Annotated in this window: 21 protein-coding genes; 12 read left to right on the top strand and 9 right to left on the bottom strand. The window is 73.8% G+C overall.

The genetic code is table 11. The features are described from left to right. The first annotated feature begins 11 nt into the window (after nt 1–11). The 3 genes from AC3IYJ_RS04620 (at nt 12) to AC3IYJ_RS04630 (ending at nt 1,866) form a co-directional block, all read left to right on the top strand. Nucleotides 12–350 carry a thioredoxin family protein gene (locus tag AC3IYJ_RS04620; protein ID WP_371614436.1) on the top strand — a complete coding sequence of 113 codons (339 nt, stop codon included), beginning with the start codon at nt 12–14 and terminating at the stop codon, nt 348–350. Nucleotides 351–460: 110 nt separating this feature from the next. Next, entirely contained in the window at nt 461–1,651 is a 1,191-nt protein-coding gene (locus tag AC3IYJ_RS04625; protein ID WP_489400064.1) for a cytochrome P450, read from the top strand. Nucleotides 1,652–1,659: 8 nt separating this feature from the next. After that, nucleotides 1,660–1,866: a ferredoxin gene (locus AC3IYJ_RS04630; RefSeq protein WP_489400065.1), complete on the top strand. Its 207-nt coding sequence runs from the start codon at nt 1,660–1,662 to the stop codon at nt 1,864–1,866. 75 nt (nt 1,867–1,941) lie between these two features. Here the strand turns inward: AC3IYJ_RS04630 and AC3IYJ_RS04635 are convergent, their stop codons facing one another. Further along, a complete protein-coding gene (locus tag AC3IYJ_RS04635; RefSeq protein ID WP_489400066.1) occupies nt 1,942–3,261 on the bottom strand; it encodes a cation:proton antiporter domain-containing protein in 1,320 nt (439 codons plus the stop codon). 85 nt (nt 3,262–3,346) lie between these two features. Beyond that, complete coding sequence (locus AC3IYJ_RS04640) at nt 3,347–4,363, bottom strand: BtrH N-terminal domain-containing protein (protein ID WP_489400067.1); 1,017 nt, start codon at nt 4,361–4,363, stop codon at nt 3,347–3,349. 112 nt (nt 4,364–4,475) lie between these two features. On the opposite strand from AC3IYJ_RS04640, the gene AC3IYJ_RS04645 reads away from it, so the two are divergent. Continuing rightward, nucleotides 4,476–4,829 carry a DUF1304 domain-containing protein gene (locus AC3IYJ_RS04645; protein WP_489400068.1) on the top strand — a complete coding sequence of 118 codons (354 nt, stop codon included), beginning with the start codon at nt 4,476–4,478 and terminating at the stop codon, nt 4,827–4,829. Beyond that, a complete protein-coding gene (locus tag AC3IYJ_RS04650) occupies nt 4,826–5,410 on the top strand; it encodes a TetR/AcrR family transcriptional regulator (protein ID WP_489400069.1) in 585 nt (194 codons plus the stop codon). The genes AC3IYJ_RS04645 and AC3IYJ_RS04650 overlap by 4 nt, the downstream gene beginning before the upstream one ends. 8 nt (nt 5,411–5,418) lie before the next feature. Here the strand turns inward: AC3IYJ_RS04650 and AC3IYJ_RS04655 are convergent, their stop codons facing one another. From AC3IYJ_RS04655 to AC3IYJ_RS04665, 3 genes are all read right to left on the bottom strand, one after another. After that, nucleotides 5,419–5,937: a kinase gene (locus AC3IYJ_RS04655; protein ID WP_489402687.1), complete on the bottom strand. Its 519-nt coding sequence runs from the start codon at nt 5,935–5,937 to the stop codon at nt 5,419–5,421. 96 nt (nt 5,938–6,033) lie between these two features. Next, entirely contained in the window at nt 6,034–6,237 is a 204-nt protein-coding gene (locus tag AC3IYJ_RS04660) for a cold-shock protein (protein ID WP_330294876.1), read from the bottom strand. A 192-nt stretch (nt 6,238–6,429) separates the two neighbouring features. Next, entirely contained in the window at nt 6,430–6,798 is a 369-nt protein-coding gene (locus AC3IYJ_RS04665; protein WP_489400070.1) for an HGxxPAAW family protein, read from the bottom strand. A 97-nt stretch (nt 6,799–6,895) separates the two neighbouring features. Between AC3IYJ_RS04665 and AC3IYJ_RS04670 the strand changes: the two genes are divergently transcribed. After that, on the top strand, nt 6,896–7,390 hold the full coding sequence (locus tag AC3IYJ_RS04670) for a MarR family winged helix-turn-helix transcriptional regulator (protein WP_489400071.1): 495 nt from the start codon (nt 6,896–6,898) through the stop codon (nt 7,388–7,390). Nucleotides 7,391–7,469: 79 nt separating this feature from the next. Next, the gene (locus AC3IYJ_RS04675; protein WP_489400072.1) at nt 7,470–8,972 is read left to right on the top strand and encodes a DEAD/DEAH box helicase; all 1,503 of its coding nucleotides are present in this window, start codon (nt 7,470–7,472) and stop codon (nt 8,970–8,972) included. Between the two features lie 108 nt (nt 8,973–9,080). Here AC3IYJ_RS04675 and AC3IYJ_RS04680 read toward each other — a convergent pair whose 3' ends face one another. From AC3IYJ_RS04680 to AC3IYJ_RS04695, 4 genes are all read right to left on the bottom strand, one after another. Then, entirely contained in the window at nt 9,081–9,665 is a 585-nt protein-coding gene (locus AC3IYJ_RS04680) for a hypothetical protein (RefSeq protein WP_489400073.1), read from the bottom strand. A gap of 62 nt (nt 9,666–9,727) precedes the next feature. Continuing rightward, nucleotides 9,728–10,399: a GNAT family protein gene (locus tag AC3IYJ_RS04685; protein WP_489400074.1), complete on the bottom strand. Its 672-nt coding sequence runs from the start codon at nt 10,397–10,399 to the stop codon at nt 9,728–9,730. 262 nt (nt 10,400–10,661) lie between these two features. Next, nucleotides 10,662–11,198, bottom strand: coding sequence for an SRPBCC family protein (locus tag AC3IYJ_RS04690; RefSeq protein WP_489400075.1), 537 nt, complete (start codon nt 11,196–11,198; stop codon nt 10,662–10,664). A gap of 66 nt (nt 11,199–11,264) precedes the next feature. Beyond that, nucleotides 11,265–12,302, bottom strand: coding sequence for an NUDIX domain-containing protein (locus AC3IYJ_RS04695; protein ID WP_489400076.1), 1,038 nt, complete (start codon nt 12,300–12,302; stop codon nt 11,265–11,267). Nucleotides 12,303–12,521: 219 nt separating this feature from the next. On the opposite strand from AC3IYJ_RS04695, the gene AC3IYJ_RS04700 reads away from it, so the two are divergent. The 5 genes from AC3IYJ_RS04700 (at nt 12,522) to AC3IYJ_RS04720 (ending at nt 20,707) form a co-directional block, all read left to right on the top strand. Then, the gene (locus AC3IYJ_RS04700) at nt 12,522–14,273 is read left to right on the top strand and encodes a VanW family protein (protein WP_489400077.1); all 1,752 of its coding nucleotides are present in this window, start codon (nt 12,522–12,524) and stop codon (nt 14,271–14,273) included. Nucleotides 14,274–14,406: 133 nt separating this feature from the next. Further along, on the top strand, nt 14,407–14,862 hold the full coding sequence (locus AC3IYJ_RS04705; protein WP_489400078.1) for a hypothetical protein: 456 nt from the start codon (nt 14,407–14,409) through the stop codon (nt 14,860–14,862). Between the two features lie 181 nt (nt 14,863–15,043). Beyond that, nucleotides 15,044–15,703, top strand: coding sequence for an NAD(P)-dependent oxidoreductase (locus AC3IYJ_RS04710; RefSeq protein ID WP_489400079.1), 660 nt, complete (start codon nt 15,044–15,046; stop codon nt 15,701–15,703). Nucleotides 15,704–15,800: 97 nt separating this feature from the next. Continuing rightward, nucleotides 15,801–17,651 (top strand): RNA ligase family protein, encoded by a 1,851-nt coding sequence (locus AC3IYJ_RS04715; protein WP_489400080.1) that lies wholly within the window; start codon nt 15,801–15,803, stop codon nt 17,649–17,651. Beyond that, nucleotides 17,651–20,707, top strand: coding sequence for a poly(A) polymerase (locus tag AC3IYJ_RS04720; RefSeq protein WP_489400081.1), 3,057 nt, complete (start codon nt 17,651–17,653; stop codon nt 20,705–20,707). Before AC3IYJ_RS04715 ends, AC3IYJ_RS04720 begins: the two co-directional genes overlap by 1 nt. Nucleotides 20,708–20,863 lie beyond the last annotated feature (156 nt).

A 20,863-nucleotide genomic window follows, 5' to 3' on the forward strand; every position in this document is an offset into this window, starting at 1 on the left:
GAGCACCACCCATGGCACGTCTGGTACACCAGCCACTGGAGGACCAGGAGTTCGAGTTCATCCTCGGCATGACGGACGGGCCCGTGCTCGCCTACTTCTGCGGCAGCTGGCCGAAGGCCGTCGAGGCCTGCCGCGCGATGGACTCGGTCGTCGCCGAGCTGGCCCAGGAGTACGGGACGCGACTGACGGCCGTCCGTACGGACATCACCCGCTGTCCCGCGCAGACCAAGCGGTACGAGGTCACCGGTGCTCCGACCGCCGTCCTGATCAAGGGCGGCGAGGCGGTCGCGACCCAGGCCGGGCCGATGACGCGCGAGGAGTTCCGCGCGTTCCTGGACCCGCACCTCTGAGCCATCCAGGCGAAGCCCAGCAATCTGGCCGAAAGTCACATGGATCGGATAGGTGCCTGAGGCATGTAATGGGTTTCGGCAGAACGGAACCACCGCGTGCGAGGTGCTCAATGTCCGAGAAAACTGTTGCCTTCCCCCAGGACCGGACCTGTCCCTACCACCCGCCGGCCGCCTACGAGCCGCTGCGGACCGGCCGGCCGCTCTCCCGGGTCACGCTCTTCGACGGCCGCTCCGTGTGGGTGGTCTCCGGGCACGCCGAAGCGCGGGCCCTGCTCTCCGACGGCCGGCTCTCCTCCGACCGCCTGAACCCCGAATTCCCGACCCCCACCCGGCGGTTCAGGGGCCTGCAGAAGCGGACCACCGCCCTGCTCGGCGTCGACGACCCCGAGCACAACGCCCAGCGCCGGATGTTGATCCCGAGCTTCTCGCTGAAGCGGACCGCCGCCCTGCGGCCCCGGATCCAGGAGACCGTGGACCGGCTGATCGACGAGATGGTCGCGGCCGGCCCGCGCGCGGAGCTGGTCGGCGCCTTCGCCCTGCCGGTGCCGTCGATGGTGATCTGCGCGCTGCTCGGAGTCCCGTACGAGGACCACGAGTTCTTCGAGAGCCAGTCGCGGCGGCTGCTGCGCGGACCGGACGTCGCCGACGTGGAGGACGCCCGCGACCAGCTCAACGGCTATCTCCGCGAGCTCATCGGGCACAAGCGCGAGCACCGGGGCGACGGGCTGCTGGACGAACTGATCACCCAGCGGCTGGAAACCGGGGAGACCGATGTCGAGGAACTGGTCTCGCTGGCCGCGATCCTGCTGATCGCGGGGCACGAGACCACCGCCAACATGATCTCGCTCGGCACCTTCACCCTGCTCAACCACCCCGAGCAACTGGCCGAGCTGCGCACCGAACCGGCCCTGATGCCGGCGGCGGTGGAGGAGCTGATGCGGTTCCTGTCGATCGCGGACGGCATGCTGCGCGTGGCCAGGGAGGACATCGAGATCGGCGGGGTCACCGTGCGCGCCGACGACGGGGTGATCTTCTCCACCTCCGTGATCAACCGCGACGAGGCCGTCTTCGCCCAGCCCGACGACCTAAACTGGCACCGGCCGACCCGGCACCACCTGGCCTTCGGCTTCGGCATCCACCAGTGCCTGGGTCAGAACCTGGCCCGGGCCGAGATGGAGATCGCGCTCGGCACCCTCTTCGAGCGGCTGCCGGGGCTGCGGCTGGCCACTGAGCCGGACCTGATCCCGTTCAAGCCCGGGGACACCATCCAGGGCATGCTCGAACTCCCTGTGGCGTGGTGAGGAGCCCGATGCCCTCCGCGCACATCTCCATCGACACGGGCGTCTGCATCGGGGCCGGTCAGTGCGCCCTGACGGCTCCCGGGGTGTTCACCCAGGACGACGACGGCTTCGGCGCGCTGCTGCCGGGGCGCGAGGACGGCGGCGGCAGCCCGCTGCTGCGCGAGGCCGCCCGCGCGTGCCCGGTGTCGGCGATCACGGTCGAGGAGGCCGGATAGCACCTCGGCGCGCCGGGCACCGCGTCCGGACCCCCGGTCCCGATCCCCGGTCCCCTGTCCTCTGGGTCCGGATGCTCAGTGTCCCGAGCCGTTCGCCCAGCCGCCGAGCCGCTGGAGCCGGGCCTCGTCCAGGTCCAGCGCGTTCTGGGCCTGGTTGATGGCCTGGGAGCTGTACACGCCGGTCGAGCGGGCGGCCAGTACGGCGTCCCGCGCGGCCGCGATGACATCGAGCCGCAGGTCCACGTACTGCTCGCGATCGTCCTGCCGTACGGGGACGCTCCCGGCGGTGTCCAGCCGGGCGTCCTCGCGGACCTTGGTGATCACGCCCGGCGTGTACGGGCTGCCGTCGCCGCGCGCGAGGCCCGGCTCCTCCAGTACGCCCCGGCCCACGGTCGCGATCTCGGCGAGCAGCCGCTGGTACTCGTCGCGCAGCCGGTCCGGGTCATCGCCGGGGATCTTCACCGCCCGGATGACGGAGGGCAGGGTCAGGCCCTGGAGGAGCAGGGTGGTGGTGGCGACGACGAAGGCGATCAGCAGCAGCTGGGGGCGGTAGGGGGTGTCCGCGGGCAGGGTCTGGGCGGCGGCGACGGTGATCGCTCCGCGCATCCCGGCCCAGGCGAGGGCGACTCCGCTGCGCCAGCCGAGGCTTTCGTTGACCTTGAAGTCCACATCGGCGGAGGCACGGGTGACCCGCTCCTTCATCTGCTGCTTGCGCCGGGGCGACAGGGCCCTGCGGGGCCGCCCGGGGATGCCGTGCCATTCGGCCTCGGGGGCGCCGAGCCGGTCCATCAGCCAGTCGAGCCGCGGCTTCTTCTCGGCGGCCCGCTGCGCGTCCTTGCGCACGGAGGCGATGAGCGGGGCGACGAACACCATGCGCGCGACGATCACCAGGGCTGCGGCCGCGAGACCGATGAGCAGGGCGCGCGGGGCGCTCAGCCCCTCCGCCTCGACCTCGTCGAGGAGGCTCTTGAGGCCGAGGCCCATCAGGAGGAAGATCGCGCTTTCGAGCAGGAAGGCGAGGGTGCGCCAGTTCATGGCTTCGGTCAGCCGGTCCTGCGCGCTGAGGAACCGCGGGCTCTGGTGCCCGGTGACCAGGCCGGCGACCACGACCGCGAGCACCCCGGAGGCCCGGAACTCCTCGGCCGGCAGGAAGGCGACGAAGGGCACGACGAAGGAGATCGCCGTGTTCAGCAGGCTGTCCTTGAGCAGGGCCCGGACCCGGACGTTGACGAGGCCGACGACCAGCCCCACCACGGTGGCGACGGCCACGGAGAAGAGGAAGTTCCCGGCGACCCCGACCAGGGAGACGGTTCCGGCCATCGCGGCGATCGCGGAGCGCAGCAGCACCAGCGCGGAGGCGTCGTTGACGAGCCACCGTACGCCCGTCAGTTGCACCGCGTCAAAAATTGAGCAACTCAACCTTTGACGCACCCTCGCGCCCGCGCACCCTCCTACGGCCTACGACCTGCGCCTGCCCCGCCTAAGCGGTCGGCGCGGCCTGCGGCAGCACTCCGACCGCCTCCCGCTCCAGCGCCAGGGCTCCGTCCACCAGCTCCGCGCAGGCGTCGAAGAGCTCCCGCCGCGCGGCGGCGTCCGACTCCGGGTCGGCCGTACGGGCCAGCTCGGCCAGTCGCGACCACTGCTCGCCGGAGCTCCGGAAGAGTCCGGCCGCCTGCGCGTGCCCGGCGAGGTCGAGGAAGTCCGCGTACAGCGGCCGGGTGGCGCCCTGGGCGGTCCACTCCTCCTCCAGGCAGGCGTGCATCCGTCCGGTGCCCAGCGCGAAGGCCTCGGGGGTGGCGAACCGGCGCTCCCAGCCCGCCTTCGTGGTGGTGTCGCGCAGCTGCGCGGCGAACTTCTCCATGCCGGAGAAGCCGAAGTTGACGTCGAAGTGGTTGCCGAGCACCGGGCCGGTGAGGCGGCCGACGGTGTGGGCGATCGCGGCGTCCAGGTCCGGCTCCCCGGCGGGCTTGCCGGTGGTCACCACCATCTGGTGGCGGCCCTTCTTGTGTCCGGACCAGGCGGCGCCGAACTCCTCGCGGCCGATCGCGTAGGGGGTCGCCGCCCCGTCCTCCACGTAGAAGGTGTCGCCTTCGTGGCCGACGACGACCACCACGTACGGATCCGCGGCCGCCAGCTCGGCCACGGCGGCGGGGCCGTGCCAGGGCAGGGCGGACCTGTTGACGGTGCAGAACACCGGAGCGCCGGCGTCGAGAGCAGCCTCGACCCGGTTCCAGCGGGGCCTGGCGCTGCGCGTGGCCTCGTACGGGATGTTCAGGCGGCCGAGGGCCACCTGGACCCAGGGGTCGGGGTGGGCCTGGGCGACGATCGTCGGCATCGGCGGGCGGCCGGCGTACTCGAAGACGAAGTACATGAAGCCGATCCCGCCCGCCAGGCCCGCGACCAGCGCCTCGTCGTGCACGCTGCCGAGCGCGTGCCGGATCAGCGAGGCCTCGCGGTGTCGTCCGGTGCCGAAGTCTTCATATACGAGCGCAGTCATGCGGCCAGGGTATCCGCGTCGCGGGGCTCGGACCGCGACCGCACTTCCTGTACAGTTGTCCAGGAAGTCGGATGGACCGGTCTTCACTCACCCCGTCCCCAGGGAGGTGGCCGTGCACGCGGTCGCATCGATCCTCATCGGCCTCGTCGCCGCACTGCACGCGTACTTCCTGGTGCTGGAGATGTTCCTGTGGCAGCGGCCGCCAGGCCGGGCCCTGTCCGGCTTCGACGCCGAGACCGCCCGCCTGACCGCCACGCTCGCCGCCAACCAGGGCCTCTACAACGGGTTCCTCGCCGCCGGCCTGGTCTGGTCGCTGGTCATCGGCTCACTGGCCACGCAGGTCTTTTTCCTCGTCTGCGTGATCGCCGCCGGGGTGTACGGAGCCGCGACCGCCAACCGCCGGATCCTGATCGCCCAGGCCCTGCCCGCCGCCCTCGCCCTGGGCGCGGCGCTGCTCGCCGCGTGACGTCCGGCCGGCCGCGCACCGACCCCCGTACCGCCCGCACGACGGCTCGGCTGCGGGAAAGCCTCCTCGCGGAATGCGCGGACCGGCCGCTCGCCGAGGTCAGCGTCTCGGCGGTGGTCCGCCGGGCCGGCGTCGGCCGCGCCACGTTCTACCTGCACTACGAGGACCTCACCGGGCTCGCGGTGGACGCGTGCGCCGAAGTCGTGCACGCGGCGGTCGACGCCCTGCACGCCTGGCAGACGGGGCCCTCGGCGCCCGCCCCGGCCCGCCCGCCCGCCGCGCTGGCCGAGTTCCTCGCCGGCGTCGCCGACCGGGCCCCGCTCTACCGCACCCTGCTCCTGCCGGGCGGCGGCGGCCCGCTGGGCGAGCGCCTGTACCGGGAGCTGCGCGCCCGAAGCCGGGCCGAGCGGGCGGCGGTCGGCGCACCCCGGCCCGACCTGGTCGCCTCGGCGGTGGCGGCCACCTTCACCGGCGTCCTCGCGGACTGGCTGCACGGCGAGTTCCCGGCGGACCTGGCGGACCCGGCCGAGCTGGCGGACCGGATCTGGCCGCTGCTGCTGGCCCTGCACCGGGCCGGTTGAGCGGTCTGTCAGCCGGACGTCAGGCCGGTCTCCTCCATCACCCGGGTGACGGTGTCCTCCAAGGAGTCCTCGACCCCGACGACGCTCTCCCAGTCCCCGGGCAACAGGTCCAGCGGCCGGTACCACTCGCGCATCTCGGCCTCCCCGTACTCGGCGGCCCTGGGCTTGCCCGCGTGGCGCCGCACGGTCTCCTCGAAGGGCACGTCGAGGTAGTAGAAGTGGGTCCGCCCCCGGTGGGCCCGGCGCAGGGCGTCGAGCATGGGCCCGTAGCGGTCCGCGTGGAGGATCCCCTCGACGATGACGTGGAAGCCGTGGTCCAGCGCGTACCGCGCCACGCTGCCGATCAGTCCGATGTTCGCTGCGCCGGGGGTGTCGCGTTCGTGCAGAACGACCCGCCGCAGGGTGTCCTGGCCCACGAGCGCGATGCCGCGGCCGTGGCGGTCCCGGATCTCCTCCGCGACCGAGGACTTGCCGGAGGCGGAGTTGCCGCGCAACACGATCAGCCGGGTGTCCGGCGTGCCCGTCATCATCCGGCCCACGCTACCGGTCCGCGCCGCACGTGCGTGAGCCCCGCCCGAGGACCGGACGGGGCTCGCGTCATTTGCCGGGCTCGTGAAGCGGCGTTAGAGGCCCACCACCTGCTCCGCCTGGGGGCCCTTGGGCCCCTGCGTGACGTCGTACTCGACCTTCTGCCCCTCCGCCAGCTCCTTGAAGCCGGTGGTCTGGATGGCGGAGAAGTGCACGAACACGTCGGGACCGCCGTCGTCCTGCTGGATGAACCCGAACCCCTTCTCCGAGTTGAACCACTTCACGATGCCTGTTGCCATCTGTACTGATCCTTCACAACGTTCCACCGGCCGCACACGCGGCCGGTCCCGATCCTGCCCATTGATCGGCTCGAGCACACGCCAAGCGCGGCCAACCGGGGTGCTTCCCGCTATTCGAACTTTTCTCCGCCCCGTCCGTAATACGAGGGACGAGGCCTTCACACGGGCCCGGGGGGCACTTCGCACCGATGTTCAGGCGCTGCCGTCCGCGGCGGGCAACGACGCGGCGGAACGAGACCGAACGGCTGCCGTGCCCGCTCTCCTCGGCCCGCCGACCCGGCAGCCCAGGCAGTCGGAGTGACCGGCGTGCGCGGCGGTGTCGCGGACCCGCCAGTCCCACTGGTCCTGCGGACGGGGGCCGCTCGGCTTGCCCCAGCCGGCGAGGTGCAGCAGCCAGGTGACGATCCCCGCCACGACCACGACCGCGAGGCCGATCCAGATGCCGGGGGCCCAGGACGCGCACAGGGACGCGCCCGCCGCCGTACAGCCCACGAGGGCGATCGCCGTGCCGGTCCAGCCGGCCACGGTGTGCCCGAGGTCCACATGGCCGTGAGCGCTCATCGTTCTCCCCTGGTTCAGTAGGCTCGAATGGCGTTCCCTCACGGAGAAAACCATTTATCTCACGAGCTAAGTAACTTAGATGCTAAGGAGTATCTGCGTGCAGGGCAAGCCCCGCCCCGCGGCCACGGTCCAGGAGGCGCTGTCGCGCATGGACCGGTACGTCGCCCTCGGCATCCTCGGCCAGCAGGAGGTGGCGCAGCTGCTGGGGCTGAACGTCACGGACCTGACCTGCCTGGGCCACATCCTGGGCGCCGGGGACAGCCCGCTCGGCGCGGGCGACCTCGCCGAGCTCACGAACCTCACCACCGGGGCCGTGACGGGGGTCCTCAACCGCCTGGAGCGCGCCGGCTACGCCAGTCGGCAGCCCGACCCCTCCGACCGGCGCCGGGTCCGGGTGGTCGCCGACCCTGCGGCCGCCGCCAGGGTCTTCGCCGTCTACGAGCCCTTCTACGCGCGCCTCGGCGCGGTGTTCGCCGAGTACTCCCCGGACGAGATCGCCGTCATCGCGGACTGGTTCGGGAGGGCGACGGCCGAGGTCACCGCCCATCTGGACCGGGTGCGGGCCGCGGAGCTCGGGCCCGTGGCCCCTTAGTCCCAATGGTAAAATTCGACTTTTCGCGACGTTCTCGTCGCACTCTCGAACATCCTGTTCGTCTCACGGAAGGTTCTGCATGAAGAACCCGTCGGCTCATGGGCGCTTCGGCATCAAGGCCGGAGCCAAGGCAAGCCCGAAGGGCGGCTCGAAGGGCGGCGGCAAGACCCCCCGCACCCTCGGCCCCCAGGGCGAGTACTCCATGCCCCGGACGACCACGCCGGCGCTGCCGCCGGTGGAGTCCTTCTCGGAGCTCGGCCTGCCCCCTGAGCTGGTGAAGACGATGGCCGACCAGGGGGTGGCGAAGCCGTTCCCGATCCAGGCGGCGACCCTCCCCAACTCCCTCGCGGGACGTGACATCCTCGGCCGCGGCCGGACCGGCTCGGGCAAGACGCTCGCCTTCGGCCTGGCCATGCTGGCCCGGACGGCAGGACAGCAGGCGGACCCGAAGCGGCCGCTCGCCCTGGTCCTCGTACCGACGCGCGAACTGGCGCAGCAGGTGACCGAGGCGCTCTCCCCGTACGCGCACGCCCTGAAGCTGCGCATCGCCACGGTCGTCGGCGGTCTGTCGATCGGCAAGCAGACGGGCGCGCTGCGCACCGGCGCCGAGATCGTGGTGGCCACCCCCGGGCGGCTCAGCGACCTGATCGGGCGGCGCGACGTCCATCTGGAGCGCGTGAAGATCGTGGTCCTCGACGAGGCCGACCAGATGTGCGACATGGGCTTCATGCCGCAGGTAACCGAGATCCTCGACCAGGTGCACCATGCCGGTCAGCGGATGCTGTTCTCGGCCACCCTGGACCGCAACGTCGACCAGCTGGTCCAGCGGTACCTCAAGGACCCGGTCGGTCACTCCGTGGACCCGCAGTCCGCCTCCGTGTCCACGATGGACCACCACGTGCTGCACATCCACGCGGCCGACAAGGTCTCGGCCGCGACCGAGATCGCGGCGCGCGAGGGCCGGGTGCTGATGTTCCTGGACACCAAGCACGGGGTCGACCAGTTCGTGAAGCACCTGCGGGCCATGGGCGTACGGGCCGAGGGGCTGCACAGCGGGAAGTCGCAGCCGCAGCGCACCCGGACCCTGGGGCAGTTCAAGGACGGCCTGCTCACCGTCCTGGTCGCCACCAACGTCGCCGCCCGCGGCATCCACATCGAGGACCTCGACCTCGTGGTCAACGTGGACCCGCCGGCCGACAGCAAGGACTACCTGCACCGCGGCGGCCGTACCGCCAGGGCCGGGGAGTCCGGCAAGGTCGTCACCCTGGTCACCCCGAACCAGCGGCGCGACATCGTCCGCCTGATGGCCGACGCCAAGATCCGCCCGACCATCACCCAGGTCCGCTCCGGCGAGGCGGCGCTGAGCCGGATCACCGGTGCGAAGGCCCCGTCCGGGGTGCCGCTGGCCGGCGCCGCGGCCACCGACGCCAAGGGCCGGCCCTCGGGCACGGAACTCGGCTTCCGCGGGATCGGGACCCGGCCCGGCAGGCCCGGCAAGGGCAAGGAGTCCCGTAAGACCATCGAGGCCCGGCAGGCCGCGGAGGCCCGCGCGGCGGCCCGGGTGCGACGGGGCACGAAGTAGCGGGAGACCGCGACGCGGTGGCTCGGTGAGCGAAGGTGCCGTCCCCCTGGGGGGACGGCACCTTCGTCATGTCCCGCGCGGACTGTGAGCGGCGTGCCGCCTACGGGGTCACGCCGCCCGTCGCAGCAGCCGCTGGGCCGCCGCGTTGCGGACGCGTCGGGTACGCGCCTCGGCGGCGAGCAACCGCAGGGCCTCGTCCACGTGCAGCGACTGGGCCGCCGTGCGCTGACACCAATCGGAGGCGGCGAGCAGCTCCCCCGGCGACCAGGGATCCCCCCGGGTGATGTCCTTCAGCAGGGTCCACTCCCGCAGCCGGCGGGCGGCGAAGGTACGTCCTACGAGGACGTCGCCCACGGCCCGCGCCCAGGCGGGGAAGGCCTCGTCGGCCAGGAGCCCGGCCGCCCGCCGGTCCAGGTGCGTGACCACCGCGCTCTCGGCCATCACCGGGTCCGGATCGCGCAGGACGGCGGCCACGGCCTCGGCTTCCGCAGGCTCACCGGACACGGCGGCCAGGGATTCCAGGTACCGGGCGTAGCGCCATTGCTCGGCCGGCTGCCCGGGCGGCTGCTCCGCGGACGACTGGGCGGACGGCTGCCCGGGCAGCTGCCCGGGCGCCGCGACGGCCGCGGTCGTCCCCTCGGGCCGGTTCACCGGGCCGCCCTCCTGGCGTATCTGGTACTCGCTTCTCCCCATGCCTCCATTCCACACGACTCCGGTGAACGGCCGGTGGTCAGGGTGGCATCCGGGCCGTTCCCTCAGGCCGGAGCCGACCGGCCCTCCGGCCGGACCGGAGCGAGCATCAGGGCCTCCGCGCCGACCGGACGGTACCCGGCGGCCTGGAACGCGCGGATGCTGCGCGTGTTGCCGGTGGACTGCTGGGACCAGAGCGGCGACCCGTCCGGAACCAGGTGCCGGGCGGCGCGGGCCAGCTCGCGGCCCAGTCCCCGGTGCCGGGCGGCCTCGTCCACCTCGATGGCCGTCTCCCAGCGGCCCGCCACCCCGCGGCCGAGTATCACCACTCCCCCGCCGGTGGGGGTCGCCCAGACCCGTACGTCGTCGCGGCGGCCCAGGGCCCGGCGGACCCGCGGGTGGTCCGGATCCTCGATCTCCCGCAGTTCCAGGGCGGGCTCGCCGGGGAGCGCCTCGGCGACCGTGAGCAGGTCGGTGGTGTCGTGGGTCCGGCCGGTGCGGTCCAGCAGCGCGACGAGGAAGCGCGGGTTCATGGTGGCCGCGAGGCCGTCGCAGTCCATGGCGGCCAGCGTGGACCGCACCCAGTCGGGGTCCTCGTCGGTGAAGACCACGGAGTGCGCGGTGAAGGCGAGCACCCCGGCGTCGCGGGGGTTCTGCTGCGGCACGACGGTGGTGGTTCCGTCGGGCGCGGGGAAGCGGCCGGTGGCGGCCGCGTCCAGGATCTCGGCGAGTTTCACCGGGTCACCCGCTCGGCACAGGAGGACTCGGCGGCAATGGATCGGCGGGCGGGCCCGGGCCCGGGGTCCCGCCCCGCGGCAGTGAGGACGGCACGGTGGTGTGCGAGTTCGAGTGGCATGTCGGCGGATCAGCGCTCCCGGTCGGTGGTCTCCCGACCATGATCACAGGCCGGTCCCCGGCCCGACGCGGGAGGGTGGCGCACGCGATCGGATCCTCCTGGGCCGTCTCTTTCGGATCTTGCCGGGGTCCGAGAGAGGCGGCCTAGCTGCCCGTCCCGTGGCTCTCGTATCCGCCCGCGCCCTGGACGTTGGCGTGGCCCTGTTCCGGCAGCGGGGCGCCGGTTTCCAGGAGGGTCTTGAGGCTGGACGCCAGCATCGGCCAGGCGCGGCCGCACATGCCGATGAGGGTGCCGCCCGGTTCGAAGTCCTCGTGGAGGATGGTCAGCCGCGCGAGCGTGTCCCCGACCGGCTCGATCTCGTACGTCACCTTCGTGCGCCGCTCGCGCGCCAGCTCGGCGCGGAGTTCCTCGCCGATGCCGACGGAGGCCGCCCACTGCGGAGTGAAGGTGTGCCAGGTGTACGCGAGCCGTCGGTGCGGCACGCACTCCAGGACCACCTGTTCCGGATCGCTGGTCCGCGCCCCGCGCTCCACCCAGTCCATGGTCGATCCCACCCGCCAGTCGGTCTCGAAGTCGAGCCCCCAGTAGCGGCGGGTGAAGGCGGGCTCGGTCAGGGCCTGCCACACCCGGGCGGGGTCGGCCTGGACGTACACGGTGTAGGTGATCGCAGTCTCGCTCATCCCCCCATGCTGCGGGACCGCGGGCCGCGGACCGGGGATTGAGCGGTGCCGCGCGCTCGGCGGGGGTCACCAGCGCAGGCCCTCCTGCGGGAGTTCCGTCGGCGGGGTGCGGGGCGGGCAGGGCAGGGAGAGCCGGGTGCGGGCGGCGTGGACGGCGGCGAGCTCCTCCAGGCCCGCCGGGCCCCAGTCGCTGAGTTCGCGGACCTGTTCGGGGGTGGCCAGGAGGCGCGCGTACGCCGGGTCGGGACCCGGTGGCACCGCCGTGAGCCGGGCGGCGGTACGGGGGTGCGCGCACTGGTCGGCGTACCGGTGGCCCAGCGGGAAGGCGCCCGTGGTGGTGCCCGCCTCCGGGGACGGCAGGTGCGCCGTGCCGCAGGCGCGGGTGATGAGCAGCAGGACCCGGCCGTCGGGGGCGAAGAGCCAGCCGGCCGGGTCCCGTGGCGTCAGGTGCGCGGGGACGGGGGTCGGTCCCGGGTGCCACGTGCCGTGCTGGCGCGGGCGGCGGGTGCGCAGGACGCCGAGCCGGTCCAGGGCGGTGGGCGCGGTGGGGCGGCCGTCCTCCAGCAGGGCGGTGCCGCCGCCGTTGATCCGCGCCCGCAGGGCGCTGAGGGCGCGGCGGGCGTCACCCGCGTCCATCAGGCCGGGCAGGTCGGCGGGCTCGGCGAAGTGGATCCCGGTGATCTCCTGCGCGGGGAGCCGGACGGAGTCGATCCGCTCCCTGGTCCAGGTGCCCCCGTCGAAGATGTGCAGGATCTCCCCGGGGAAGCGCATCGCGGGCGGGAACCCGGGCGCGTCGGCGGGGATCCAGTCGACGGCGAGGCCGCGCGGGTAGCGGTCCTCGACTCCGAGCTCCTCGCGCATTTCGCGGGCGGCCGCCGCGGACGGGGCCTCGGCCGCGTCCACCGCGCCGCCGGGCAGCAGCCGGTCGGAGCGGTAGTCGACGCTCTGGAGGAGCACGCGCCCCTGCGAGTCGGTGACGAGGACGACGGCGCCGGCCCAGAGCGCGGCCCGCGAGGCCCCGTACTCCTCCGGCGTCATCCAGGTGCTCGGGGCCGTGATGGCAACCGCGTCGTTCTTCGTGGCCTCGTCGGTCAGCTGCGGCATCGGACTCCCATCAACGTAGGGGCGTTCACCGTGGGTGGACCCGTCGTCTGTGCAACAGCGCGGACGCCTCCAGGGTTACGGAGAGCACTCCATCTCCTTTACCAGTCCTATACCTCCTTATTACCTGGTTACATGGATCTTGGTAGGTTTCGGGAGCGGACTGGCGGCCTGAAAAATCGCCGGTCCGACCACGTCACCGGAGCGAGGAGAGACCCCGACATGCGACGCGCACGCCGTACGGGCACCCGAGCGGCCACCCGTAAGCGGTGGTCCGTGCCGGGTGTCGCGGGAGTGGCCGGCGGCGCCGCGGTCCTCGGCTTCGGTGGGCTGTACGCCGCCGGTCTGCTGCTGGCGGGCGAGGAGGTCGCCGCCGGTACGAAGGTGCGCGGAGTCGACATAGGCGGGATGAGCCGCGCCGAGGCCCGGCAGACCCTGGACCGGGAGCTCGGCCCGTCCGCAGCGGCTCCGCTGGGGCTGCGGATCGGGGAGCGCTCCGAGCGGACGCACCCGGGCACCCTCGGACTGTCCCTGGACACGGGCGCCACCGCCGACCGGGCGGCGCGCTCCGGATCCGGCCCCGTCAGCGTGATCGGGCGGCTGTTCTCCTCCGGTGATCCCGACGTCGAACCGGTGGTCCGGCTCGACGAGGGGACGGCCCGCGCCACGCTGGACGGGATCGGGGCCAAGACCGGGCAGCAGGCCCGGGAGGGTGCGGTCTCCTTCGAGAAGGGCAGGGCCAAGGCGGTGGCCCCGGTCACCGGCACCGCCCTCGATGTCGACGGCTCCCTCGAAGTGCTGCGCTCCGCCTATCCCCGGACCGCCGCCGCGGCCGGGGAGCCCGTCGATCTGCCCGTCCGGCGCACGGAGCCCCGTATCGGGAAGCAGGAGACGGAGCGGGCGCTGAAGGAGTTCGCCGAGCCCGCGGTGTCCGCGCCGGTCACCCTCACCGTGGACGGCAGGCGCATACCCGTCGGCCCGGCCGTCCTCGCCGAGCACCTCTCCCTCGAGGACGACGGCCAGGGCCGCCTCGCCCCCGCCCTCGACGTCAAGGCGCTGCTCGCCGACCCCGAGCTCGCCGGGCCGCTGCGCCTGGCCACGCCGGGCCCGGTCGAGGCCAAGCTGCGCACGGACTCCGCCGGGCGGGTGGCCGTCGCCGAGGAGGGCACCCCCGGGCGCCGGATCAGCGAACAGGGCCTCGGCGCCGCCGTGCTGCCGCTGCTGACCCGGACGGGCGCGGCGGAGCGTACCGGCGAGGTCGCCACGGAGACCGTGCGGCCGAAGCTGTCCAAGGACACCCTCGAACAGCTCGGCATCAAGGAGCGGATGTCCACCTTCACGGTCGAGTTCGAGAAGGCCCCGTACCGGACGACGAACATCGGCCGGGCCGCCGAGCTGATCGACGGCTCGCTCGTGATGCCCGACGAGACGTGGAGCTTCAACGGCCGGGTCGGCGAGCGGACCGAGGAGAACGGCTTCGTCGACGGCCTGATCATCAACAACGGCCAGTACGAGAAGGCTTCGGGCGGCGGGGTCTCGGCGGTCGCCACCACCGTCTTCAACGCGATGTTCTTCTCGGGCGTCAAGCCCGTCGAGTACGGGGCCCACTCCTTCTACATCGAGCGCTACCCGGAGGGCCGCGAGGCCACCGTCGCCTGGGACAGCCTGGACCTGCGCTTCGCCAACGACTCGGGCAAGGCCCTCTACATCCAGGCCGAGGCGACCGACACCTCGATCACCATCACCTTCCTGGGGACCAAGCAGTACGACGAGATACGCGCGACCAAGGGTCCCCGCACGAACGTCAAGCCGCCCGCCACGCGCACCGACACAGGCCCGAAGTGCGAGCCGCAGTCCCCGCTGGAGGGCTTCGACGTCGCCGTGGACCGGGTGTTCGTCAAGGGCGGACAAGAGGTCAAGCGGCAGACGATGAAAACCACCTACACCCCGCGCGACAGCGTGACCTGCGGCTGACGGGGCACCGCGCGGGCCACGCCGGCCCGGCCCGCTCCGGCGTTCCCACCGCCACCCGTGCGGGTGAGGGCGTGCGGGAGACCGGGGATTCGTGCGGCAGGGTGGGCGCATGGAGTCGTGCCGGGGACCGTGGGTGCCCCTGATCATTGTCGCGCTCGCCCTGACGGCCGGGTGTGTGACCGTACGGCCGGACGCGCCGGGCGCAGCGCCCGGGACGCGACTGGTGCCGACGGGCGTACGGACGGAGCTGCCGCCGCAACCGACCGTGGAGGCGCGGCCGTTGGGGCGCCTGCCCGAGACCGCGCCGGAGCAGTCCGTCGCTCCGGAGGTCGGAAATCCGGTGTCCGGGTCGGGGTCCGGGTCCGGTCGGCGGGGCGGGGCGGAGGGGCAGCACCGGCAGGCCGGCCCCGACAGTCCGGACCGGCCCTGGCGGGCCAAGCCCGCTCGGCCCGCCGCCGGGCCCGGTGCGGCTCCGGCCGCGAAGCCCCGTAAGCCGCGGCCCGCACCGAACCGCACGTACGACATGGCACCGCTGTGCGCGGCGGCCCGGGGGACGGTGGACCCGGCGATCGTGGCACTGTGCCGCTGACCGGCCGCGGCTGACCGTGCGCGGCTGACCGTGCGCGGCCGACGGTCCGCTGCCGACGGTCCCTCGTCGGCCGTCCGGTGCCGACCGCGTGGCGCTGCCGGGCGCGGGCGGCGGGATTCGCTTGGATGGGCCCGGCGGGCCCCGGCCGGGGTCCCCACAGCCTCCACCCCCAGGAGTCGCCATGGCGAAGATCGCACTCTTCGGCGCGACCGGCACCATCGGATCCCGGGTGCTGCACGAAGCACTCGGGCGCGGGCACCAGGTCACGGCCGTCGTACGCGATCCCGCACGCCCCTCCGGCGCGGACGCGGGCACCGCCGTGGTCGTACGCGGCAACGTCCTCGACCCCGCGTCCGTGACCCAGGCGGCGGCCGGGCAGGACGTCGTGGTGAGCGCGTTCGGTCCGGGCCCCGGAGATCCCGGCGCCCTCGTCAGCGCCGTCAAATCGCTGATCGGCGGCGTGCAGGCGCTCGGCGCGGACGAATCCCGGCCCCGGGTGATCACCGTGGGCGGAGCGGGCTCGCTCCGCACCCCCGGCGGGCCCCTGGTGTGGGACCAGGCCGGAATCCCCGAGCCCATCCTCGCCGTCATGCACGCGCACGGGAAGGCGCTCGACTTCCTGCGGACCGTGCCGGTGGAGGAGGTCCGCTGGACCAACCTCAGCCCGGCCGCGCGGATCGAGCCGGGCGAGCGGACGGGAACCTACCGGCTGGGCGACGACGATCTGGTCGTGGACGACGAAGGCCACAGCCTGATCTCCACGGAGGACTACGCCGTCGCGCTGGTCGACGAGATCGAGCGCGACGCGCACCCGGGCAAGCGGTTCACCATCGGGTACTGACCCGCACGCGGTGGGACGGGCGCCGATATTCGCTGGCCCGGCCGGGCCCGGCTACCTAGAGTGACCGGGCACCACCGTCGTCGAGCAGGAGCGGACCATGCGCACCCACTACCCCCGGACCACGCATCTGTCCTGGTCACCGGGTGTGACCTCGGACGACTTGCGGGCCACAGGGGCCGACGGCCTCGCCGGGCGGGAGGTCGTGGTCACCGAGAAGCTCGACGGTGAGAACACCACCCTCTACGCCGACGGCCTGCACGCGCGCTCGCTCGACTCGGGCCACCATCCGTCGCGTGCCTGGGTGAAGGGGCTGCAGAGCCGTATCGGCAGTGGCATCCCGGCCGGTTGGCGGGTGTGCGGGGAGAACATGTACGCGCGCCATTCGCTGGCGTACGAGGAACTCGACGCGTGGTTCTACGCGTTCTCCGTGTGGGACGGCGACCACTGCCTGGACTGGGACCGGACCGTGGCCTTCCTGCGCGGCCTCGGGGTGCCCACACCGCGGGTGCTCTGGCGCGGCGTCTTCGACGAGCGCGCGCTGCGCAAGCTGCGGCTCGACACCGCGCGCCAGGAGGGGTACGTCGTCCGGACGGTGGCGGGCTTCGAGCGGGCGGACTTCGGGCGACGCGTGGCCAAGTGGGTGCGCGGCGGCCATGTGCAGACGGACACGCACTGGATGTACGCGCAGGTGGTGCCGAACGGGCTCGGGCCGGCGGCCGTGCTGTGGGACGTACGGTCGGGCGCGGAACCGGATGTGACCGGGCTGCTGCGCGCGGTGGGGATGGCGGACGGCGGCACGGGGGCCGAGCCCGTACTTACGGAGGCCGGGGTCGGGGTCGGGGTCGGGGAGCTCGTCTCCGAAGTGGCCGAGCGGATCGACGGCTTGGGCGTGCGGCGGTCCGGTGAGGAACGGCTGGCCGGGATACTGGCGGCCGCGCTGCACGGCGTACCGCGGGCCCGGCTCGCGGCGCGGCTGGCAGCGGGGCCGCTCGCGATGGCCACGGCACGGCGGGTCGCGGACCTCGTCGGCCTGTATCCGGCGCTGCGCAGACCGTTCCCCTACCCGGACGCCGAACGGCACGCCGGGCTGGTACGGATGGCGGAGGCGGCCGACCTGGGAGTGCTGCACGCGCTGGCGAGGGCGGTGCCGGCCGCGCCGGGTGGGGGCGGAGGCGGGAAGGCCGTCGAAGCCGTGGCTGCCGCAGAAGCCGCCGAAGCCGTCGACTGGTCCGCCCTGTGCGCCGAGGAGGCGGGGCTGCTCGGGCCCGCGCCGCTGGAGCCGCTGCGGGCCGGGCTGCGCGCAGCCCTGGCCGCTGCCGGTCTCGGCGACGCCGACGCGGCGGACCGCTGCTGGGCCGAGGCCCGTGAGGCCTACGGGCAGGGCAGGCTGACGGGCCCGGAGGAGGCGGTGGCGGCGACCTGGCGGTGGCGGGACAGCGCAACCTTCCCCAGGCTGGTGCAGCTGTCCGGCCCTTCGGGCAGCGGGAAGAGCACGTACGCCCGCGCCCTGCCTGGGGTGGAGGCCTACATCAGTCTCGACGATCTGCGCACGGCCCGGGGTTCCCGATCTGATCAGCGGGACAACGCGGACGTGCTCCGCGAGGGGCTGGACCGGCTCGACTCGGCGCTGGCCGCCGCCGCCCGGTGCGGCGCAACCGTGGTCTGGGACGCCACCTCGCTCACCCGGCAGCAGCGCGGGCTGGCCGGTGCGGTCGCGCGGCGGCGGAACGCGCTGGTCACGCACGCCGTCGTCCTCGTCGAGGAAGCGGAGCTGCTGCGCCGCAACGCCAAGCGCGCACACCCCGTACCGACGGACGTGCTGACCTCGCAGCTGCACCGGTTCGCGCCCCCGTACCCCGGCGAGGCCCACCGGACCTGGTACATCGGGGCGGGTGGAACCGTCGAGGACACGGCGGGCACGATCACTACGACGGGCGAGGCCGGCTGATGCGTACCAGCGAAGAGCTCTACCACCAGGTCCGCTGGGACCCCCGCTTCGACCCGGCGCGGTTCACGCTAGGACTGCTCCAGCGCGGCGCGCCGCCCAAACGGGTCCCGCTGCCTTCGTTCGTGCCCGGCGGCGACGTCCCGTGGCACCGGGTGCTGTTCGTCGAGGCCGACGGCGAGCTGGTGTGGGACCGGGCGACGGGGATCGACCTGATCGGCAGCACCGCGGCCGGCCTGGTCCGCGATCCGAGGCTGCTGCGGGCGCCGTTCTTCACGGCGCGGACGCCCTACGCGTGGGACCCGGCGGGCGACGGCGCTTGGCGGTCGGCGCCCGAGGGCGGGCCGCGCGGGGCGGCTCCCGCCCGGGTGCGACTGCTGACGTGGAACACGCTCTGGGACCGGTACGACGCCCCGCTCATCTCCACCGCGCGGCGCAGGCCGCTCCTGCTGGCCGACCTGGCGGCGGCCGACGCCGATGTGATCGCGCTCCAGGAGGTGGAGCGGGAACTGCTCGCCATGCTGCTCGCCGAGCCGTGGGTACGGGCCGGGTACACGGTCGCCGCCGATCCCCGGGGACGGGACGTGGCCGAGAGCGGGCTCCTGGTGCTCAGCCGGCTGCCGGTGCGGGAGGCGGGCGCGCACGCGCTCGGACCGCACAAGGCGGTCGTCGCCGTCACCGTGGACACAGCGGGCGGGCCGCTGGTGGTGGCGGCAACCCATCTGACGAGCGATCACACCGAGAACGGGGCCGCCCGGCGCGCGACCGAACTGACCCGGATATCGGAAGGGTTGGCGGGCGTCGAAGCGGACACGATCGCACTGCTCGGTGATTTCAACGACGGCCGCTCGGGCGCCGAGGGACCGGCGGCCGCGCTGGGACTCCGGGACGCCTGGAACGAGGTGCACGGGGCGGCGGACGGGACTCCCACCTTCGACCCGGTCGCCAACCCCCTTGCCGCCGTGGGCTCGCTGACCGGGCACGCTTCGCGCCTGGACCGGATCCTGCTGCGCGCGAGCGGAGTCCGGGTGACGGAGGCCGCACTGCGCGGCAACTCTCCTGCTTCGGAAGGGCTGTTCATCTCCGACCACTACGGGGTCGGGGCCACGCTGGAATTCGGGCCGGCGGACGGAGCGGGGGCTGCGCTGCTCGACGTACGGCCGACCGCACGGACGGCGGTGGCGTGGCTGCCCCCGCACGACGCGGCGGTGGAGGCGGTGCGACGGGAACACGATCCGCAGGCGGGACGTTGGCCCGCGCACGTGAACCTGCTGTTCGGGTTCGCACCGGAGTCCTCCTTCGAGGCGGCGCTGCCCCAGCTGTCGGAAGTCGCGGCGCGGACACCGGAGTTCACGGCCCGGCTTGAGGGTGTGCACAGCTTCGGCCCGACCCTGTGGCTGGACCCGGCGGCGGCCGGAGACGCACCGTGGCAGGAGCTGCGGCGAGCCCTGGAGGAGAGGTTCCCGGGGTGCCGGGGCCGGAGCGAGGGCTACACCCCGCACCTGACCCTGGGCCGCAGCAAGGACCCGATCCGCGCGGAGGCCGGTCTCGCGGCCCGCCTCGGCGGCGGTCGTTCGGTACGCGTGGACACCCTGGCCGTGCTGTCGCGGCGCGGGGACGGGCCAATGGAGGTCCGCGCGACGGTGAAGCTCGGCACGGGCGAGGTCCGTTGGGTGGCGGAGCCCTCGGCGGGCGGGGCGCAGCGGAAACCGGAGCCGACGCGACGACCGGCCGCCGGTCCGGGCGGCCCGGGCGGCCCCGGCACCGACCCGGTGTCATCCGGATTCGCGACGCGGATCGCGGACAGGATCGCCGCGGCGCTGCCGGAGGCGGCCCTGCACGTGGCCGGCTCGCGAGCGATGGGCTGCGCCCTCCCGGACGCGGACCTGGACCTGGTGGCATGCCTGCCGGGTAATGCCGGCCTCGCGGAGGTACGGGCACGGATCGCCGCAGCCTTCCCGGAGGCCGACCGCCTCCGGGAAGTACGGGGCGCCCGGGTACCGGGGCTGCGCCTGCGCGTGCCGGAGCGCGGCCCCGCCGGGGCGGACCCGCCGGAGCGGGGATCGGCGGAGCGGGGACCGGCGGAGCCGTTCGGGCCCGCGCTGGACGTGGACCTCGTCCTAGTGGCCACCGGGTCGGTACCGCCCGAGGAAGCCGTGGCCAGGCGGGCGGAGCTCGGCCCGGCCGCGGCGGTGGCCCTGAGCGCGGTGAGCGACGCGGACGCGGTACGGGCCTTCGTGGGCCCGGAACACGCCGCGTTCGCCCGGCTGGCGCGCAAGGTGAAGGCCTGGGCCCGTTCCCGCGGCCTGGACTCGGCCCCCTTCGGCGGGCTCCCCGGGCTGGCCTGGGCGGTCCTGGCGGCGCACACGGTGCGGACCTCGCCCGGTCTCGCCCCCGTCCCCCTGCTCCAGGAGTTCTTCGCCGATTGGGCCGCATGGGACTGGCACACCCCGGTGGCCCTGCCCGGGCCTGCGGGGCCTGCGGGACCTCCCGAGCCCGCAGTCGCAGCCGTACCCGCACCCGGTCCGGTCCAGGGCGGGGCGGCGGCGGCCCCGGAGACCGCCCCGGACGGGGGCTCCGGCCCGGTCCGCGTCCTCACCCCCTCCGCGCCCGTGCGCAGTTGCACCACCCAGGTCGGACCCGCGACGCGCGACCTGCTCTGCCGGGAGCTGTACGCGGCCTGGGAAGCCCTGGAAGCCGGCGCCGCGGACGGCTTCGCCCGGCCGCCCCTGCACCGTCGCCATGCCGCCTGGGCCGTGGTCACGGTGACGGGGTGCCGCCCCGCCGACTTCGAGGAGAACCTCGGCCGGATGCGCGGGCGGATCCTGGCGCTGCTCGGCGCCCTGTCCGAGGCGGGCTTCGGAGAGGTCCACGCCTGGCCCCGTCCCTTCGAGCGGACCGGGACCCTGGCCCGGTACGCGATCGGCCTCGGTTCCGCGCCGCCGGACGCCACCGCCCTGGCCACCGCCCTGGCCGCCGTCACGATCCCGTGGTCACGGGGGCTCTCCGGCACGGAAGTCGACCGGGCGGACGGCGGCGCCGTTCCCGACCTCCCCTGACAACAGGACCGGCAGGCGGCACCGTACGCCCGGTCATCGACAAGTAGCGAACACACAGCCACTTCTGACCATGGGTCAGCCGTCAATCCCCGAATACATCGGAGACTCCCGGACCAAGCTCCACCCCGCCGTAGCAGGCACGGCGGGACGGAGCGG

This window comes from Streptomyces sp. GL_140 (genome assembly GCF_057834465.1).

What these genes read in the sequence shown, in the direction of transcription:
- AC3IYJ_RS04715 (WP_489400080.1), top strand. Translation starts at nt 15,801, where the DNA reads ATGCGCACCCACTACCCCCGGACCACGCATCTGTCCTGGTCACCGGGT.
- AC3IYJ_RS04700 (WP_489400077.1), top strand. Translation starts at nt 12,522, where the DNA reads ATGCGACGCGCACGCCGTACGGGCACCCGAGCGGCCACCCGTAAGCGG.
- AC3IYJ_RS04680 (WP_489400073.1), bottom strand. Translation starts at nt 9,665, where the DNA reads ATGGGGAGAAGCGAGTACCAGATACGCCAGGAGGGCGGCCCGGTGAAC.
- AC3IYJ_RS04660 (WP_330294876.1), bottom strand. Translation starts at nt 6,237, where the DNA reads ATGGCAACAGGCATCGTGAAGTGGTTCAACTCGGAGAAGGGGTTCGGG.
- AC3IYJ_RS04665 (WP_489400070.1), bottom strand. Translation starts at nt 6,798, where the DNA reads ATGAGCGCTCACGGCCATGTGGACCTCGGGCACACCGTGGCCGGCTGG.
- AC3IYJ_RS04640 (WP_489400067.1), bottom strand. Translation starts at nt 4,363, where the DNA reads ATGACTGCGCTCGTATATGAAGACTTCGGCACCGGACGACACCGCGAG.
- AC3IYJ_RS04720 (WP_489400081.1), top strand. Translation starts at nt 17,651, where the DNA reads ATGCGTACCAGCGAAGAGCTCTACCACCAGGTCCGCTGGGACCCCCGC.
- AC3IYJ_RS04655 (WP_489402687.1), bottom strand. Translation starts at nt 5,937, where the DNA reads ATGACGGGCACGCCGGACACCCGGCTGATCGTGTTGCGCGGCAACTCC.
- AC3IYJ_RS04630 (WP_489400065.1), top strand. Translation starts at nt 1,660, where the DNA reads ATGCCCTCCGCGCACATCTCCATCGACACGGGCGTCTGCATCGGGGCC.
- AC3IYJ_RS04625 (WP_489400064.1), top strand. Translation starts at nt 461, where the DNA reads ATGTCCGAGAAAACTGTTGCCTTCCCCCAGGACCGGACCTGTCCCTAC.
- AC3IYJ_RS04695 (WP_489400076.1), bottom strand. Translation starts at nt 12,302, where the DNA reads ATGCCGCAGCTGACCGACGAGGCCACGAAGAACGACGCGGTTGCCATC.
- AC3IYJ_RS04620 (WP_371614436.1), top strand. Translation starts at nt 12, where the DNA reads ATGGCACGTCTGGTACACCAGCCACTGGAGGACCAGGAGTTCGAGTTC.
- AC3IYJ_RS04690 (WP_489400075.1), bottom strand. Translation starts at nt 11,198, where the DNA reads ATGAGCGAGACTGCGATCACCTACACCGTGTACGTCCAGGCCGACCCC.
- AC3IYJ_RS04675 (WP_489400072.1), top strand. Translation starts at nt 7,470, where the DNA reads ATGAAGAACCCGTCGGCTCATGGGCGCTTCGGCATCAAGGCCGGAGCC.
- AC3IYJ_RS04710 (WP_489400079.1), top strand. Translation starts at nt 15,044, where the DNA reads ATGGCGAAGATCGCACTCTTCGGCGCGACCGGCACCATCGGATCCCGG.